Here is a 16,440-nt window from a genome sequence, read left to right as displayed (position 1 = left end):
CCAGGTATTCGGTGCGGTCTTGCTTCAGTTTTTCACGGGTGCTATAAAAAATCTATATCAGCCACCATAGAACTTGCGCCGTAAGAAGAAGACTCGAAACACCTGCCCCGCACCAACAAGCTGCAAGGAGTGGGCGATGATGGCCGGCCCTCCGGACTACTACGCCATCCTGAACGTGCCGCCCGACGCCGGCCGTCTGGACATTGCGCGGGCCTACCGCGGCCTCATGCGCACCCACCATCCCGACGTCGGCCCGGCGGATCCCGCCCAGGGCACGCCGCACGACGAGCTGCTGCGGATTATGGACGCCTACGGGGTGCTGAACGACCCGGCCCGGCGGGCGGCCTATGACCGGCAACGGGCTTTGTCGACGGGCAAGACCATATCGACAGGCCAGCCCCTGTCCACAACCCGGCCCGCCGCTGTCCGGAAGGTACCCGGCAACGGCGGAGCCCCCGGAGACATCATCCGCGTCACGCCCGTGCGCTGGGAGAGCGGGCCATGGGCCTGACTCCCGGCAGCCGGGGAAGCATCCAACGCACACACAACTTCACACACAATGAGGAAGGAGAGAGCCGCATGAGCGAGTGGCGGCGTTACGATTCACACCTGATCCCGGCGTTCCATGAACGCTTTGAACAGCGGTGGGGCAAAGGGACGGCACCCTTCCTGGACCCTGAAGCCCACGAGGAGCCGGTGCCGCGGGCGCAGTGGATCAACCCGTCAACCGGCGCAGCCCTTGCTGTGGTGCCGGTGTGGACCGTGGATGAAAGGCAGCAGCGGTCCTTCGGCGTTTTCTACCTGCCGCCTGGGGGTGACATCTGGGTCCTGAGGCCGGGTTACACCGCCTACCTTGAACCTGCCGACGGCGAACCCGAACACCTGGTCACCCTGCGCAATGATGCGTTCCGGAAGGCCGTGGCCCACGCCAAGGATTTCCTCTTCGGCTCCCAGTAGCCGTCCGCAGCAGGCTCACTGACGGGCGCCGCAGCAGTTCCTCGTCAGAGGGCATTTGCTGTGCCATCCTGAGACGTACTTATCCGCCGATCACCACAAAGGCAGCCCGATGCACATCTCCGCCAAGGACCTCGCAGCAATCATTCCTCCGGGGTTCACGCTCGGCGTCGCCACCGCTGCCATCCAGATCGAGGGGGCCCTGGACGAGGACGGCCGCGGTCCCGCAGGCTGGGACGTTTTCGCCGCCAAGCCAGGCGCGATCGTGGAGGACCACAGCCCTGCGGTGACCACGGACCACTACCACCGGATGCCGCAGGACGTTGCCCTCATGAAGCAGCTGGGAGTGGACTCGTACCGGTTCTCCTTTGCCTGGCCGAGGATCCAGCCCACCGGCCGCGGACCCGCCAACAGTGCAGGCCTCGCGTTCTACGACCGGCTCCTCGACGAGCTCCTCGCCAACGGAATCTCCCCAATGGCCACCATCTACCACTGGGATACGCCGCTCGCGCTGGACGAGGCGGACGGCTGGATGAACCGTGACACCGCCTACCGGCTGGGGGAGTATGCCGCCATCCTTGCGGAAAAGTTCGGCGACCGGGTTGCCCGCTGGGTCACCATCAACGAACCGGCCACCGTTACCACCAACGGCTACACGCTGGGCCTGCACTCCCCGGGCAAGGAGCTGATGCTGGGTGCCTTCCCCACGGTGCACCACCAGCTGCTGGGCCATGGACTTGCCGTGCAGGCGCTGCGTGCCGCCAAGGTCCCCGGCGAAATCGGGATGACCAATGTCTACTCACCCATGGTCCCCAACTCCATCAATCCGCTGGACCGGATCAGTGCCGGCCTCATGGACCTCGCCCAGAACCGGCTGTACGCTGATCCGGTCCTCACCGGAAAATACCCGGACCTCATCAGGGCCGCGAAGTTCTTCTCCTCCTTTGAGCATCCCGAGGAGGACATGCAGCTGATCTCCCAGCCGCTGGATTTCTACGGGCTCAACTACTACATGCCCACCAAGGTGGCCGTGGGCCCCGGCGGCGGGGCAGTCCCGGCCAGCATGGCCGAGGCCATGGGCAGCGACCTGAGCGCGGCAGGCAGCGGCGGAACGCCCTTCCACGTGGAAACCTGGCCCGAAGCGGACATCACGTCCTACGGCTGGCCGGTGAAGCCCGAGTACATCGGGGTGGCGCTGAAGGAAATGGCTGAGCGCTACCCCAACCTCCCGCCCGTCATCCTCACCGAGGGCGGCGCAAGCTTCGAGGACATCATCGTCCGGGACAAATCCACCAACACCCGGTTCATTCCGGACGAGCGGCGCCTGAAGTACCTTTCGGACCACCTTGAGACGGCCCTGCGCGCCACCGCTCCCGGGGGCGAAGCGGAGTCCGTTGACCTGCGCGGCTACTACGTCTGGTCACTGCTGGACAATTTTGAGTGGTCAGCAGGCTTCAACCAGCCGTTCGGGCTGTTGCACGTGGACTTCGAAACCCTTGAGCGCACCCCCAAGGCGTCCTACTTCTGGCTGCAGGAACTCATTGAAGAGCGGGACCTGTTCCAGGCTGCAAGTGCGGCAATCGCCCAGGCAGTCATCCCGGAGGACGCCGCCTAGTTCCACGTTCAGGCGGAGCGGGTTTCCTAGAGCAGGTCCAGCATGCCCAGCTGCTTGGCCATGCCGGCCCCATCGGGGGAGTAGATCCACGGCACCTTGGACGCGGTGTGGTCCCCGTCCTCGGAGTGGCCGCCGGCAAAAACCGACTCGCTGACGGACAGTTGGCGGATGGCGATGGCCGCCACCTTGTCAGGGTTCTCGGATGCGAAGCCGGAGTAGATGGCTTCGTCGTGCTGGCCGTTGTCCCCGATGAGGAGCCAGCGCATGTCCGGGAACTCCTTGCTGAGCCGTTCCAGGTTGCGGTGCTTGTGGTCCTGGCCGCTGCGGAACCAGCGGTCCTGCGTCAGGCCCCAGTCCGTCAGCAGCAACGGCCCGGATGGGTACATGTTGCGGCCCAGGAACCTGGCCAGGGTGGGCGCAGCGTTCCACGGCCCGGTGGAGAGGTAAATGACAGGGGCATCGGGATGTTCGATGGTCAGCCGGTCCAGCAGCACGGCCATCCCCGGCGTTGCCATGCGGGCCCGCTCGCTGAGGACGAACGTGTTCCACAGGGCCAGGAATGGACGGGGCAGGGCCGTCACCATCACGGTGTCATCAATATCGGACACGATGCCGAACTTCACGTCAGGGGCAATGACATGGATCAGGGCTTCAGCCGGCTCGGTGCCCTCAGCCTGCAGTGTCGCTGTGTGCCAGCCCGGCGACAACTGGACGTCCACCTCGGTGTCCACCAGGCCGCCCCGGTCCGCCTGTACGTGGGTGACAACATCGCCGATGGTGATCTCGACGTCGGTGAACTGCAGTGGCACGCCGGTAAAGGCGCGCCAGCCGCGGACGTTCTGGGTAGCGTTCTTTGCCTCCTGCTCGGCCTGGCTTCCGGGAAGCGGCTTCTGCGTCATCAGCACGCGGCCAAGGACCCGGATGCGGCTGGTGGATCCGTAGCCCTGGTAGGCAATGGTCCGGGGCACGAAGTCCCAGCGCCTTGCGAGCCGGATCCGGAAGCTGTTGAACCCGTCGGAGATGCGGTGGGCCAGGCGGAAGGCCTGGTTCCCGCCAAGCTCGGGCCGGCTCTCCGGAATCTGTCCCGGCTGCCCGGAAGCGGGCTGGGTTGCGGGCTGGGTCGGGTTCTGCGGCGCCGGGTCCATGGTTCCACTCTGCCACAGGGCGGCGGCCCATGTGGCGGTGTGCGGGAGCCGGCGGCAATGTATGACGTCAGTCGCCCAGGATGGCGCGCAGGGTCCGGGCGTTGTGCACCGCGTGACCGCCGCCGTCGTTATTGAAATAGGCGTACACGTCCAGTCCGTTGGCTGCCCAGCCGCGGATCCTGTCCGCCCACCAGTGGAGGTCGTCGTCCGAATAGGAGCCGGCGTAGAGGTGCTGGTGGTCAGGCCCGTGCAGCCGGACGTAGGTGAACGGGGCGGTGGTCTGTAGCAGGCACGGCAGATTGGCTCCGCTCATGATGCAGTAGGCGGCGCCGTGCCGCTCGAGGATGGCCAGGACTTCCGGGCAGTCCCAGGTAGGGTGGCGGAATTCCACCGTGACCCGGATCCATTCGGGCACGGCGGCCAGGAAGTAATCCAGCCGGGCGTCGTCCCGCTCCAGCTGCGGCGGAAGCTGGACCAGGAGTACCGCCCGCTTGTCCCCGAGTTCGTGCCAGCAGCGGGCAATCCGGTCCACCCAGACTTCGGGCTGGTACAGCTTCCGCGCGTGCGTCAGGCCGCGCGGAGCCTTGACGGACATGCTGAAGCCCGGGGGCAGCCGGCGGTTCCAGCCGGCAAAGGTCGTGTCCCGGGGCCAGCGGTAGAAGCTGGCGTTCAACTCCACGGTGCTGAACTGCGAGACATAATGGGCCAGCCGGTCCTTCGCCGGCAGGCCGGGCGGGTACAGGACGTTCTCCCAGTGGTCATAGCTCCAGCCTGAGGTGCCGATATGGACTGCCACCCCTGCAGGCTACACCGGGTCCCCTGCGGTTTACCCGGATCGGGGAGCACGTTTGTGGCAGGGTAAGGTCATGGCGCGAATCGAAGATTATGCGGTAGTCGGCGACCTTCAGACCGGGGCGCTGATCAGCAAAGAAGGTTCCATCGACTGGCTGTGCCTGCCCAGGTTCGACTCTCCGGCCTGCTTCACCGCATTGCTGGACACGCCCGATGCCGGCCGCTGGCTGCTGGCACCCGAAAGCGGCGGGCCGTGCACCCGGCGCGGATACCGGGACGGCAGCCTGATCCTGGAAACCGAATGGGACACCCCCGACGGAACGGTGCGGGTCATCGACTTCATGCCGCCGCGTGACTCCGTGGCGGACATCGTGCGGATCGTCGAGGGCGTCAGCGGCACCGTGAAAATGCACTGCGAGCTGGTCCTGCGGTTCGACTACGGCCACATCGTTCCGTGGGTACGCCGGGACAAGCACGGCCTGCACGCCATCGCCGGGCCGGACGCTGCCTACTTCGTGACGCCGGCGGAGGTGCACGGCGAGAACATGCACACCGTGGGCGACTTCACCGTCAGCGCCGGAGAACGCATCCCGTTCGTCCTCACGTGGGCTCCCAGCCACGTGGGCCGTCCGCACTCGGTGGACGCAGAAAAGGTCCTGGACACCACCTTCGCCTTCTGGCGCGGCTGGACCACGCAGTGCACGGTTCAGGGCGAATACCAGGAGGCGGTGGTGCGCTCGCTGGTGACCCTCAAGGCGCTCACCTACGCACCAACGGGCGGCATCGTGGCTGCCGTGACCACCTCCCTGCCCGAACAGCCCGGGGGTCCGCGCAACTGGGATTACCGGTACTGCTGGCTGCGGGACGCCACCATGACGCTGCAGGCGCTCCTGGCCGCCGGCTACACCGCCGAAGCGGCGGCCTGGCGGGAATGGCTGCTGCGCGCGGTGGCCGGGGACCCCGCGGACCTGCAGATCATGTACGGCATCCATGGCGAGCGGCGCCTGCCCGAGCTGGAGCTGCCCTGGCTCAGGGGATATGAAAACTCGGCGCCCGTGCGGATCGGCAACGCGGCAGCCGAGCAGCTGCAGCTGGACGTGTGGGGCGAGGTGCTGGACTGCCTGGCGCTGACCCGCAATTCACTGCTGAAGCATCCGGACGATTCGTGGGACCTGCAGTGCGCACTGATGACCCACCTGGAAACCATCTGGGACCAGCCGGACAACGGGCTGTGGGAAATGCGCGGCCCCCGCCGTCACTTCACCCACTCGAAGGTCATGGCGTGGGTTGCCGCCGACCGGATGGTGAAGGGCGTCAGGGAGTCCGGGCTGCCGGGGCCGGTGGAGCGGTGGGAGGCGCTGCGTGACACCATCCACCGGGATGTGATGGACAACGGATTCGACGCCGAACGCAACACCTTCGTGCAGTCCTACGGCAGCCAGGAACTTGATGCCAGCCTGCTGCTGATCCCGCGCGTGGGCTTCCTGCCGCCGGACGATCCCCGCGTCATCGGGACCATCGAGGCGATCCAGCGCGAGCTGACCGAAGACGGGTTCGTGCTGCGCTACCGTCCGGAAAAGAGCGACGACGGCCTGCCGGGGAGCGAGGGCGTCTTCCTCGCGTGCTCGTTCTGGCTGGTGGAGGCGCTGCTCGGCGCGGGCCGGCATGAGGAGTCGCGCGAACTGTTCGAGCGGCTCCTGGAGCTGCGCAATGACGTGGGGCTCCTGAGCGAGGAATGGGCAGTCCGCGCGGGCCGGCAGCTGGGCAACACCCCGCAGGCGTTCAGCCACTTTGCCCTTGTGACTAGCGCTTTGGAGCTGCATCAGGATACCGTTCGGCGGAGTGACACCCCTATCCCGCCGGAGTCGGCGGGGCGGCGCTGAGGCGGTGCCGGTACGGGGCTGAACTTTCCCTTCGCAGAATAGATAAGTAGACTTACTAACACCTCATGGAGTGCTCCACAAGCACAATGCCGTGACTGACGGAGGAGGAGTGATTCGCATGGCCGGGTATTTTGAGCTCGTTGATGCCCCTGACGGTGGCTACAGGGTCAGGATGATGGACGGGGCGGGGCACCTGATGGCGATCTCGGTGACCTTCCCAACGAAGCGGGCGGCGGTGGCCGGAGTGGCCATGGCCCGTGAAATTGCAGGGACAGGCCTCATTCGGGATAAAAGCCTGGACGGTGCCGGAACGGTGATCAGGGAACGGGTCCGGCCGGTGGCAACGCCCAAGGAAGAAGCTGCCCGGCACAAGAAGGCCCCGGAGGCCAGGCGGGCCGCGGTGGGCTGATGGGCCAGCAGGACACGCCCCCCGGTGGACGCCGCCGGGGGGTTCTCTTTGACGTCGACGGAACGCTGATCGATTCGTCGTACCTTCACACCGTTTCCTGGTGGGGCGCCTTCCGCCAGTTCGGCTACGACATTCCGATGGCCTCCATCCACTACCTCGTGGGCATGGGCGGGGACCGGCTGGTTGACACCCTGCTGCCCGCGGACCGGGACCGCAGCGCCGATGCGGACATCATGGACAGCCATGGCGCACTGTATGGCGCCCACTGGCCCTCGCTGCGTGCTTTTGACGGCTCGAAGGACCTGCTGGCCCAGTGCCATGCCGGTGGCCTCGCCGTCGCCCTGGCCTCATCGGCCCGGGAAAAAGACCTGCAGGTCATGAAGGGCATCCTTGACGCCGACGCCTTCATCGATGCCGCCACCAGCTCCAAGGATGCCGAGGAAAGCAAGCCTGCCCCGGACATCCTGGCTGCTGCCCTGGAAGCGATCAACGTAGAGCCTGCCGATGCTGTCTTCGTTGGAGACGCGGTCTGGGATATGAAGGCCGCGGCCGCTCTCGGCATCCCCGCGGTGGGTGTCACCTGCGGCGGAATCAGCGCCGATGTGCTCCGGGAAGCCGGCGCCGTGGACGTCTACGACAGCCCCGCCGACCTGTTGCGGAACCTGGCCGGCAGCGCCATCGGGAAGCTGCTGAACCGCGGCAGCTAGCCCGGGTTTTCATGGAAGAGCCGCCTGCAGCGTCCTCCTCGGTCATCAGCATGCTTACTTTTTGCCCGAAAATTCGATAGCGTCGAATGATGGGCGCACGGCCCGGACTGCGAGGAAAAGGAGAACACCGTGAAAGCACTGACCTGGCAAGGAAAACGATCAGTCAGCGTCGAAGAAGTACCCGATCCCGTGATCCAGGAGCCCACCGATGCGATCGTGCGCATCACCTCCACGGCGATCTGCGGGTCCGACCTGCACTTGTACGAGGTCCTGGGGCCCTACATGCACAAGGGCGACGTGATCGGCCACGAACCCATGGGCATCGTGGAAGAAGTGGGAAGCGCCGTCACCAACCTGCGCAAGGGTGACCGCGTGGTGATCCCGTTCAACATCTCCTGCGGCTCCTGCTACATGTGCAAGCTGGGGCTGCAGTCGCAGTGCGAAACCACCCAGGTCAAGGAAAAGGGCTCCGGAGCGGCCCTCTTCGGCTACTCCGAACTGTACGGCTCGGTCCCGGGCGGCCAGGCCGAGTACCTCCGCGTCCCGCACGCCGATTACGGACCCGTCAAGGTGGGGACCGAGCTGCCGGACGAACGGTACCTGTTCCTCTCTGACATCCTCCCCACGGCATGGCAGGCGGTGGAGTACGCGGACGTGCAGCCCGGCGGCACCCTTGCGGTGCTGGGGCTCGGGCCGGTAGGACAGTTCGCCGCCCGCATCGGCGTCCAGCGCGGCTTCAACGTGGTGGGCGTGGACCCCGTCCCGGAACGCCGCGCCATGGCGGCCCGGCACGGCGTGGACACGTTAGCCTACACCAAGTCCCTCGGTGACGAACTGCGGGAGAAGACAGCCGGAAGGGGTCCTGACGCGGTGGTGGACGCCGTCGGGATGGAAGCCCATGGCTCCCCGGTGGCCGGATTCGCGCACCAGGCACTGGGACTGCTGCCGGACAAGCTGGCGCAAAAGGCCATGGAGACCGCCGGCGTTGACCGCCTCGCCGCACTGCACACGGCTATCGACGCCGTCCGGCGCGGCGGAACGCTGTCCCTCAGCGGCGTCTACGGCGGCCAGGCCAGCCCCATGCCGCTGCTGACCATGTTCGACAAGCAGATCCAGGTGCGGATGGGCCAATGCAACGTGCGGCGCTGGACGGATGACATCCTCCCGCTGGTGGAGGACGACGCCGATCCGCTGGGCGTCATGGACCTCGTCACCCACCGCTCGGGCCTGGACGGGGCACCGGCACTCTACGAGAAGTTCCAGAAGAAGGAAGACGGCTGCATCAAGGTTGTCCTCAACCCGGGCGCCTGAGCCGCAGCACGAACGCCGCTCAGCACAGGTGGTTGAGCGCGTCCTGGGACACGTCCGTGAGCTCGGAAATCAACGGGTTGACCCCCAGGGTAGGCGGTTCGGGGGGATAAGCCACCGCCATGGCCAGCTGGGTCTTGCCGTCCTCGCTGGTCATGACAATGGTTCCGTAGCCGTCGGTATCGCCGGGCAGGCCGTAGTAGAAGCGGTTGTTGCAGGTGTTGTTCCAGCGGCGCAGCGCAAAGCCGTAGTACTGCAGGTAGCCGCCCTTCATGGCAGTCACACTGTCCGGCGGGAGCAGTTCACCCGTCAGGAGCGCGGCGTAGAACCGGTTCACTTCCGGGAGGGTGGAAACTGCTCCGGACGAGGGAGCCTCCGCCTGCCATTCGGGCATGGTGGCATCCAGGCGCGCTCCGCCTACCGTGACGTAGCCATGGACCATGCCTGGAAGGCCCGGCCCGCCAAGCCGGGTTGCAGCCAGTCCCAGCGGACGCGCTATGTCCGTGTCCAGGGCCTGTGCAATGTCCTGGCCGCGGAGCCGTTCCACGATCAGGGCCAGCGCCGCGTAGTTGGTCCGCGAATAGTTGAAGATCCGTGCCAGCCGCGGCTCCCACGGGACGGTGGCCGCCAGGGTCAGTTGCTGTTCGAGGCTGACCTTCCGGACCGTGACCTGTTCCCAGGAGCCGGATGCCAGCAGTGGATCGGTGAAGTCGGGCAGCCCCGATTCATGGGTTAAAAGCTGGCGCACGCTGACGGGGCCGGGCGGATGCAGGACGCTCCCGAACTCCGGCAGGTAGCGGCTCACGGGGTCGTCGAGTCCGAGTTTTCCTTCCGCCACCAGCTTCAGCACGGATACCGCCACGAATGATTCGGTGATGCCGCCAACCCGGACGGGGTCGGACGCCGTTGCAGGTTCGCGCGTTTCCAGGCTCCGCACCCCGGCCGCGTGAGTCCAGGATTTGCCTCCGTACCGGACGTCAATCAGGACAGCGGGTGCGCCCTCGCCGATCATGCGGTCGCTGAAAGCTTCCAGGAGGGCGAAAGCGGCAGCTGTGTCCGGGTCCGTCGGAGTGGGATCCGGAGGGCGGGGTTCGCCGGTGCAGCCGGCAGCTGCGATCAGGGCCGTGCACAGGGCAGCAGCCGCCCGTATCCATCCGCCGCCCCGGCGCGCACCCATGGACCCATTTTCCCCCCCCCAACCCAGCAGCAGCACCTGTCCATTTGGGGATCCAAAACGGGCAGATGCTGCTACTGGGGTGGAAGGGGCGAGGCGCCTAGGTGAGCTTCACCTGGCGGTTCATGTCCTTGTACAGCAGGTAGCGGAACTCGCCGGGGCCGCCGGCGTAGCAGGCCTGCGGGCAGAAGGCGCGCAGCCACATGAAGTCGCCTGCCTCCACCTCCACCCAGTCGTTGTTGAGCAGGTACATGGCCTTGCCCTCCAGGACGTACAGGCCGTGCTCCATGACGTGGGTTTCGGGGAACGGGATGACGCCGCCGGGCTGGAACGTCACGATGTTCACCTGCATGTCGTGCGCCAGGTCGCTGGAGTCGGTAAACCGCGTGGTCTTCCAGGCGTCGTTGGTGTCCGGCATGGACGTCGGCTGGACGTCCTTTTCGTTGGTGACGAAGGACTTGGCCTCGAAGCCTTCCAGCCGTTCGTAGGCCTTGCGGATCCAGTGGAAGGACACGACGTCGTCCGACACGTTCTCGAGGCCCCATTCCGCGCCCGCGGCAAGGTACGCGTAGCCGCCTTCCTCGAGCTGGTGCAGTTCGCCGTCGAGGGTGAGGTTGACCTGTCCGCGGGTCACGAAGACCACGCCTTCGACGCCGGCTTCGAACTCGGCCTTGGGTGCGCCGCCGCCGGGGCCGATCTCCACGATCAGCTGGGAGAACGTGGTGGCGAAGCCCGAGATGGGGCGGGCGATGATCCACGAGCGGGTGTTCGCGAAGCCGGGCAGGTTGGACGTGACGATGTCCGTCATGACGCCCTTGGGGATCACGGTGTAGGCCTCGGTGACGATGGCCCGTTCGGTGGTCAGGTGCGTCTGCGGGGGCAGGCCGCCGGTGGGGGAGTAGTACTTACCCATGGAGGAGATCCTTTGCTGAGGTGGTGGAGGTGGCGAGCCGCGGGTGCGCCAGTGCGGTGAGCTGGGGAATCCCGACGCCGGCCAGCGCCTGGACTTCCTCGGCACCGACTGCGCCGCACTGGACGCCGCGGAGGACGAAGGCGGCCAGGGCACGGGCGGTGGCGGGCTCGTCCATGACGCCGCCTTCGGTACGTTCGACATAGTTGCGGAGGCGGGCTGCGGCAGCAGGGAGGCCTTCGCGGTAGAAGGCATAAGTGGCGGCGAATCGGCTGGGCAGCTGGGCCGGGTGCAGGTCCCAGCCCTGGTAGTAGCCGCGTTCCAGGGACCGGCGGACCAGCCGTCCGTGCAGCCGCCAGGCGTTCTCCACGTTGTCGCCCACCGGAATGATGTTGGTGGACCCGTCGGAGAGCCGGATGCCGGTGCCGGCGACGGCCAGCTGCATGACTTCCTTGGCGAAATCGGCCACGGGGTGCTCCATGGACTGGTATTCGGCGGAGATCTGCAGTGAGGCGGAGTAGTCGTAGGTGCCGTAGTGCAGCCCGCTGATGCGGCCCGGCACGGCATGCGGCAGCTGCGCCACCGGGGAGGTGCCGTCCGGGCCCAGGATCAGCTGGGGTGTTTCCACCTGGACCTCGAAGCGCAGCCGCCCGGCGGGCAGCGAGTGGACTTCCTCCAGTCGGGACACTGCGTAGTCCATGGCCCGGACCTGGGCCACGGTGGTGACCTTGGGCAGGGTCAGGACCAGCCCCTCGGGCAGCTCGCCGGCAGCGGCGAGTCCGGACACGAACAGGTCCAGGGTGCGCAGGCCGCGGGCCCGGGTGGCGGCTTCGAAGCATTTGAAGCGGATGCCGACGAACGGGGGCGCGGACCCGGCCGCGACGGCCTGGGCCACCGCGGAAGCCGCGGCAACCGCGGCGGCGTCCTCGGCGTCGTCGCCCCTGTCCCCGAAGCCGTCCTCGAAGTCCAGGCGCAGGTCCTCGATGGGTTCGCTGGCGAGCTTGGCTTCGACGCGCGCGGCGACGGCCTCGGCCAGGCCGGGTTCCTGCCCCAGGAGCCGGCCCAGTTTGCCGTAGCCGCCGTGCGCGTCCACGGTGGCCCTGGCCTCGGCGCCCCACTGGGCAGCGAACGACGGCGTGAACCGGTCCGCAGGTACGTACACCGTGTGTACGGGCTGGCGGGAGCCGTCGTCGCCGGGGTAGTTCTGCTCGAGCAGCCGGTCGGTGGCGGCCAGTTGCCCGTCGATGGACGCGAGGTCTCCCGCGGACAGTGAGGGTTTGGGTGTTGCGGCCATGCCTCAGCCCACCAGTTCGTAGGCGGGGGTGGTGAGGAAGTCCGTGTAGCCGTCCGAGAGGCAGATGTCAGCGATCAGGTCGCTGGCCGGCTGGTAGTACCGGCTGAACGCTTCGTCGCCCACTTCCGTGCGGAGCCGCTCGGTTTCCTCGCCCAGGATCCGCTCCACCAGGTCCTTGGTGACGGTGTTGCCGGTGTCGGCCAGGACGGACTTGTTGCGGATCTGCTGCCAGACCTGCGAGCGGGAGATCTCCGCGGTGGCGGCGTCCTCCATGAGGTTGTGGATGGCAACGGCACCGTTTCCGGACAGCCACACGGCCGTGTAGGCCACCGCGACGTACAGGTTCAGGCGCAGCCCGGCCTCAGTGACCTGGCCCTCGGCGGAGGAGACGTCCAGCAGTTCGGCCGCAGTGACCGAAACTTCCGGGCGCTGCCGGTCCACCTGGTTCGGCTTGTCGCCGAGCACGGAATCGAATACCTCACGGCAGGTGGACACCAGGTCCGGGTGCGCAACCCAGGAGCCGTCGAACCCGTCGTTGGCTTCGCGGGTCTTGTCCGCCCGGACCTTTTCGAAGGCCGCTGCTGTGACCTCCGGGTGGCGGCGGTTGGGGATGACGGCGGCCATGCCGCCCATGGCGAAGGCACCGCGGCGGTGGCAGGTCTTCACCAGCAGCTCGGTGTAGGCACGCATGAAGGGCGCGGTCATGGCCACGGAGGCACGGTCCGGCAGGACGAATTCCTCACCGGCGTCACGGAAGTACTTGATGATGCTGAAGAGGTAATCCCAGCGGCCGGCGTTCAGGCCCGAGGCGTGGTCCCGCAGCTCGTAGAGGATCTCGTCCATCTCGAACGCGGCCGGGATGGTCTCGATCAGTACCGTGGCGCGGATGGTGCCCTGGTGCAGTCCGAGGAAGTCCTGGGCGAACACGAACACGTCGTTCCACAGCCGGGCCTCGAGGTGGCTTTCCATCTTCGGCAGGTAGTAGTACGGGCCCTGCCCGTTCAGCACCAGCTGCTTGGCGACGTGGAAGAAATGCAGGCCGAAGTCCACCAGTGCGCCCACGGCCGGTTCGCCGTTGATCAGCAGGTGCTTTTCCTGCATGTGCCAGCCACGCGGGCGGGCTACCACGACGGCGAGCGGCGCGTCGGTGCGGAGCTTGTATTCCTTGCCCTCGTCCGAGGTGAAGCTGAGCGTGCCCTGGGCGGCGTCGCGGAGGTTCAGGATGGCGTCGATGACGTTGCCCCAGGTGGGTGTGCTGGCGTCCTCAAGGTCCGCCAGCCACACCTTGGCGCCCGAGTTCAGCGCATTGATGGCCATCTTTGCCGGGGAGGCAGGTCCTGTCATCTCCACGCGGCGGTCCTGCAGGGCCGCAGGCGCGGGCGCGACCTTCCAATCGCCGTCGCGCACGTCCCGCGTCTCCGGCAGGAAGTCCAGCTTGCCGGTATCGGCCACGCGCTGCCGCTTGGCGGAACGGGCCGCCAGGAGCTCGTTGCGGGTGCCGGCGAACCGGTTGTGCAGTTCCTCCACGAACGCCAGCGCCTTGGGGGTGAGGATCTCCTCCGCGCGGTTGATCGGCAGGGGATCTGTGACAGTGATGGCCATTTCTGGTCCTTTCCTTAGGCTGAAGACTTGTGCTGAAGTCAGGCGGTGAATCAGGCGTTGGCCAGGGCGGCTTCCGGTTCCGCCTGCTCCGACGCTGCGGCGGTTGCCACGTTGGCGGCGTGCGCTGCGGCGGCAACGGCTGAGGCAACATCGGCGGCCACATGGGGATCGAAGACGCTGGGGATAATGTAGCTGGCATTGAGCTCATCGTCAGCTACCCGATTGGCGATGGCTTCCGCGGCGGCCACCAGCATTTCGGGCGTGATGTCCGAGGCTCCGGCGTCCAGCAGGCCCCGGAAGAAGCCGGGAAAGGCCAGCACGTTGTTGATCTGGTTGGGGAAGTCGCTGCGCCCGGTGGCCACCACTGCCGCGTGCTTGGCGGCGATGACGGGGTCGATTTCCGGCGTGGGGTTGGCCATGGCGAACACGATCGCGTCCGCGGCCATGGAAGCCACCTGTTCTTCACCGATGACGTGCGGGGCGCTGACGCCGATGAACACGTCCGCGCCGACGAGGGCCTCGTGCAGGGTGCCGGCGAAGCCTTCCTCATTGGTGTTCGCGGCAATCCAGCTGCGGTGCTCGTCGCTGTAGGTTTCGCCGGAGTGGATGGCACCCGAACGGCCGGCGGCGACGATATGTTCCGCGCCCTGGGCCTTGAGCAGCTGGATGATGGCTGAGCCCGCGGCGCCGACGCCGGAGACGACGATCCTGACCTCGGACAGCTTCTTGCCCACCACGCGCAGCGCGTTGACCAGGGCTGCGAGTGTGACGATGGCGGTGCCGTGCTGGTCGTCGTGGAACACCGGAATGCCCAGTTCCTCGCGGAGGCGGTTCTCGATCTCGAAGCAGCGCGGTGCGGCGATGTCCTCAAGGTTGATGCCGCCGTAGACCGGGGCCATGGCCTTGGCGATCATGATGATTTCTTCGGTGTCCTGGGTGTCCAGGCAGACCGGCCAGGCGTCCACGTTGGCGAACTGCTTGAACAGGGCTGCCTTGCCTTCCATGACGGGGAGGGCGGCGGCCGGGCCGATGTTTCCCAGGCCCAGGACGGCGGAACCGTCGGTGAGCACAGCGATGGTGTTGCGCTTGACCGTCAGGTTGCGGGCAGCGGCGGGGTCCTCGGCAATGGCCAGGCAGACGCGGGCGACGCCGGGGGTGTAGGCACGCGAGAGATCGTCGCGGTTGCGCAGGGCTACCTTGGGGACCACTTCGAGCTTGCCGCCGAGGTGCATCAGGAAGGTGCGGTCCGAGACGTACTGGACCGTGACGCCGTCGAGCGCGTTCAGGGCGTCCTTGACGCGGGCGGCGTGTTCGTCGTCGGTGGTGTTGCAGGTGACGTCCACAACGAGGGTCTCGTGGTGGGACTCGCTGACGTCCAGGGCGGTGATGGCGGCGCCTGCCGCACCCACTGCGGCCGCGAGCTCGCTCGTGGCGCTGAAGCTGGACGGCGCTTCGACGCGCAGGGTGATCGAGTTTCCGGGGCTGGGGTTCGCCATTGAATGTCCTCCTGTTGGGGCCGTGCATCGGCCTGTTCCGGTAAGCCTGTTCTCTACGAATGTTTTCGTATTATGGATATTATTATCTACAAGACGGAAATACAACCCCTCCGAATGCGACTGGAGGACGTGGGTGCCGGCGCGTGCCCGCAACTCCGCGCTTGCTGTATGTTGGGTGTTCTAAGCACTCTTTTCACGATGTGGATAAGAGTTGTCGGATTCCGAGCCGTAGGAGACAACGGAATGGCAGAAAAAGCGTCCGGTGGCGTGCAGTCGGTAGAGCGCGTCTTTGAACTGCTGGAGCTGATCACGGATGCCGGCGGTGACGTCACGCTGAGCGAGCTGTCCTCCTCCACCGACCTGCCGCTGCCCACCATCCACCGCCTGCTGCGGACCCTGGTGTCGCTGGGCTACATCCGGCAGCTGCCCAACCGCCGCTACGCCCTGGGCCCGCGGCTGATCCGGCTCGGCGAAGGCGCCAACAAGCAGCTTGGTGCGGTGGCCCGTCCCCAGCTGAAGGCCCTGGTGGACCAGCTGGGCGAGACCTCCAACATGGCCGTGCTGGATTCGGACATGGTCATCTATGTCGCCCAGGTGCCCTCGCTGCACTCGATGCGCATGTTCACCGAGGTGGGCCGGCGCGCCCATACCCATGCCACCGGCGTCGGCAAAGCCATCCTGGCCCAGCTGGACGACGAAACCGTCCGCGGCATCGTGGCCCGCGCAGGAATGCCCACGCCCACCGTGAAGAGCATCGGCGACGTCGAGGAACTCCTGGCCGACCTCAAGCTGATCCGGGAACGTGGCTACTCCATCGACGAAGAGGAACAGGAACTGGGCGTCCGCTGCTTCGCCATGGCCGTCCCCAACGCCCCCACGCCCACGGCGATCTCCGTCTCCGGGCCGGTGTCCCGGGTGGACGAGCACTTCGCGGACAAAGCCGTGCCGGTCCTCCGCCAGGCGGCCGAGACCATCTCCCGCGAGCTGAACCGCACCTAACCTTTTGATGGGCCCACGCCCGCAGGGTTCCCGGGCCGTGGAGCCGCGCGGGCGAGGGGCCCGGTCCGAGCTTGCGAGGGCGGGGAGCCCATGTGGCCTTGCGAGGTTAGGGGACGGGTGGGGACGGACGACGGCGGCCCGCACCTTTGGCG

Annotated in this window: 15 protein-coding genes; 8 read left to right on the top strand and 7 right to left on the bottom strand. The window is 66.9% G+C overall.

What is annotated here, in order from left to right:
* The first annotated feature begins 136 nt into the window (after positions 1 to 136).
* The 3 genes from BLT71_RS18050 (at position 137) to BLT71_RS18040 (ending at position 2,569) form a co-directional block, all read left to right on the top strand.
* On the top strand, positions 137 to 511 hold the full coding sequence (locus BLT71_RS18050; protein ID WP_231994353.1) for a J domain-containing protein: 375 nt from the start codon (positions 137 to 139) through the stop codon (positions 509 to 511).
* Positions 512 to 579: 68 nt separating this feature from the next.
* Positions 580 to 957 carry a hypothetical protein gene (locus BLT71_RS18045; protein ID WP_091723075.1) on the top strand — a complete coding sequence of 126 codons (378 nt, stop codon included), beginning with the start codon at positions 580 to 582 and terminating at the stop codon, positions 955 to 957.
* Positions 958 to 1,066: 109 nt separating this feature from the next.
* Positions 1,067 to 2,569 carry a glycoside hydrolase family 1 protein gene (locus BLT71_RS18040; protein WP_091723072.1) on the top strand — a complete coding sequence of 501 codons (1,503 nt, stop codon included), beginning with the start codon at positions 1,067 to 1,069 and terminating at the stop codon, positions 2,567 to 2,569.
* 26 nt (positions 2,570 to 2,595) lie between these two features.
* Here the strand turns inward: BLT71_RS18040 and BLT71_RS18035 are convergent, their stop codons facing one another.
* Entirely contained in the window at positions 2,596 to 3,714 is a 1,119-nt protein-coding gene (locus tag BLT71_RS18035; RefSeq protein WP_091723069.1) for an App1 family protein, read from the bottom strand.
* Between the two features lie 67 nt (positions 3,715 to 3,781).
* Entirely contained in the window at positions 3,782 to 4,510 is a 729-nt protein-coding gene (locus tag BLT71_RS18030; RefSeq protein WP_091723067.1) for a DUF72 domain-containing protein, read from the bottom strand.
* 70 nt (positions 4,511 to 4,580) lie between these two features.
* Here BLT71_RS18030 and BLT71_RS18025 point away from each other — a divergent pair, with 70 nt between their 5' ends.
* The 4 genes from BLT71_RS18025 (at position 4,581) to BLT71_RS18010 (ending at position 8,816) form a co-directional block, all read left to right on the top strand.
* On the top strand, positions 4,581 to 6,389 hold the full coding sequence (locus BLT71_RS18025; protein WP_091723064.1) for a glycoside hydrolase family 15 protein: 1,809 nt from the start codon (positions 4,581 to 4,583) through the stop codon (positions 6,387 to 6,389).
* Between the two features lie 118 nt (positions 6,390 to 6,507).
* Entirely contained in the window at positions 6,508 to 6,798 is a 291-nt protein-coding gene (locus tag BLT71_RS18020; protein WP_056078112.1) for a hypothetical protein, read from the top strand.
* The gene (locus BLT71_RS18015) at positions 6,798 to 7,505 is read left to right on the top strand and encodes an HAD family hydrolase (RefSeq protein WP_091723061.1); all 708 of its coding nucleotides are present in this window, start codon (positions 6,798 to 6,800) and stop codon (positions 7,503 to 7,505) included. Before BLT71_RS18020 ends, BLT71_RS18015 begins: the two co-directional genes overlap by 1 nt.
* A gap of 129 nt (positions 7,506 to 7,634) precedes the next feature.
* A complete protein-coding gene (locus tag BLT71_RS18010; protein WP_091723059.1) occupies positions 7,635 to 8,816 on the top strand; it encodes a zinc-dependent alcohol dehydrogenase in 1,182 nt (393 codons plus the stop codon).
* A 19-nt stretch (positions 8,817 to 8,835) separates the two neighbouring features.
* On the opposite strand, the gene BLT71_RS18005 is transcribed toward BLT71_RS18010, so the two are convergent.
* The 5 genes from BLT71_RS18005 to BLT71_RS17985 all read right to left on the bottom strand — a co-directional run bounded on the left by BLT71_RS18005 (position 8,836) and on the right by BLT71_RS17985 (position 15,289).
* Entirely contained in the window at positions 8,836 to 9,990 is a 1,155-nt protein-coding gene (locus BLT71_RS18005; RefSeq protein ID WP_091724150.1) for a serine hydrolase domain-containing protein, read from the bottom strand.
* Positions 9,991 to 10,087: 97 nt separating this feature from the next.
* The gene (locus BLT71_RS18000) at positions 10,088 to 10,900 is read right to left on the bottom strand and encodes a bifunctional allantoicase/(S)-ureidoglycine aminohydrolase (RefSeq protein ID WP_091723056.1); all 813 of its coding nucleotides are present in this window, start codon (positions 10,898 to 10,900) and stop codon (positions 10,088 to 10,090) included.
* Complete coding sequence (locus BLT71_RS17995; RefSeq protein WP_091723053.1) at positions 10,893 to 12,191, bottom strand: DUF6986 family protein; 1,299 nt, start codon at positions 12,189 to 12,191, stop codon at positions 10,893 to 10,895. Before BLT71_RS17995 ends, BLT71_RS18000 begins: the two co-directional genes overlap by 8 nt.
* A gap of 3 nt (positions 12,192 to 12,194) precedes the next feature.
* Positions 12,195 to 13,793, bottom strand: coding sequence for a malate synthase A (gene aceB, locus BLT71_RS17990; RefSeq protein WP_091723051.1), 1,599 nt, complete (start codon positions 13,791 to 13,793; stop codon positions 12,195 to 12,197).
* 50 nt (positions 13,794 to 13,843) lie between these two features.
* Positions 13,844 to 15,289: an NAD-dependent malic enzyme gene (locus tag BLT71_RS17985; protein ID WP_091723048.1), complete on the bottom strand. Its 1,446-nt coding sequence runs from the start codon at positions 15,287 to 15,289 to the stop codon at positions 13,844 to 13,846.
* Positions 15,290 to 15,532: 243 nt separating this feature from the next.
* Between BLT71_RS17985 and BLT71_RS17980 the strand changes: the two genes are divergently transcribed.
* The gene (locus BLT71_RS17980) at positions 15,533 to 16,288 is read left to right on the top strand and encodes an IclR family transcriptional regulator (protein WP_015938365.1); all 756 of its coding nucleotides are present in this window, start codon (positions 15,533 to 15,535) and stop codon (positions 16,286 to 16,288) included.
* Positions 16,289 to 16,440 lie beyond the last annotated feature (152 nt).

Source organism: Pseudarthrobacter equi (assembly GCF_900105535.1).
GTDB lineage: Bacteria > Actinomycetota > Actinomycetes > Actinomycetales > Micrococcaceae > Arthrobacter > Arthrobacter equi.
This window is presented reverse-complemented; position numbering and strand designations above follow the sequence as displayed.

Bases quoted from the DNA above. Each gene is read 5' to 3' on its own strand.
- BLT71_RS17995 (WP_091723053.1), bottom strand. From the start codon at position 12,191: ATGGCCGCAACACCCAAACCCTCACTGTCCGCGGGAGACCTCGCGTCC.
- BLT71_RS18020 (WP_056078112.1), top strand. From the start codon at position 6,508: ATGGCCGGGTATTTTGAGCTCGTTGATGCCCCTGACGGTGGCTACAGG.
- BLT71_RS18015 (WP_091723061.1), top strand. From the start codon at position 6,798: ATGGGCCAGCAGGACACGCCCCCCGGTGGACGCCGCCGGGGGGTTCTC.
- BLT71_RS18050 (WP_231994353.1), top strand. From the start codon at position 137: ATGATGGCCGGCCCTCCGGACTACTACGCCATCCTGAACGTGCCGCCC.
- BLT71_RS18000 (WP_091723056.1), bottom strand. From the start codon at position 10,900: ATGGGTAAGTACTACTCCCCCACCGGCGGCCTGCCCCCGCAGACGCAC.
- BLT71_RS18005 (WP_091724150.1), bottom strand. From the start codon at position 9,990: ATGGGTGCGCGCCGGGGCGGCGGATGGATACGGGCGGCTGCTGCCCTG.
- BLT71_RS17980 (WP_015938365.1), top strand. From the start codon at position 15,533: ATGGCAGAAAAAGCGTCCGGTGGCGTGCAGTCGGTAGAGCGCGTCTTT.
- aceB (WP_091723051.1), bottom strand. From the start codon at position 13,793: ATGGCCATCACTGTCACAGATCCCCTGCCGATCAACCGCGCGGAGGAG.
- BLT71_RS18045 (WP_091723075.1), top strand. From the start codon at position 580: ATGAGCGAGTGGCGGCGTTACGATTCACACCTGATCCCGGCGTTCCAT.
- BLT71_RS18040 (WP_091723072.1), top strand. From the start codon at position 1,067: ATGCACATCTCCGCCAAGGACCTCGCAGCAATCATTCCTCCGGGGTTC.
- BLT71_RS18035 (WP_091723069.1), bottom strand. From the start codon at position 3,714: ATGGACCCGGCGCCGCAGAACCCGACCCAGCCCGCAACCCAGCCCGCT.
- BLT71_RS17985 (WP_091723048.1), bottom strand. From the start codon at position 15,289: ATGGCGAACCCCAGCCCCGGAAACTCGATCACCCTGCGCGTCGAAGCG.
- BLT71_RS18025 (WP_091723064.1), top strand. From the start codon at position 4,581: ATGGCGCGAATCGAAGATTATGCGGTAGTCGGCGACCTTCAGACCGGG.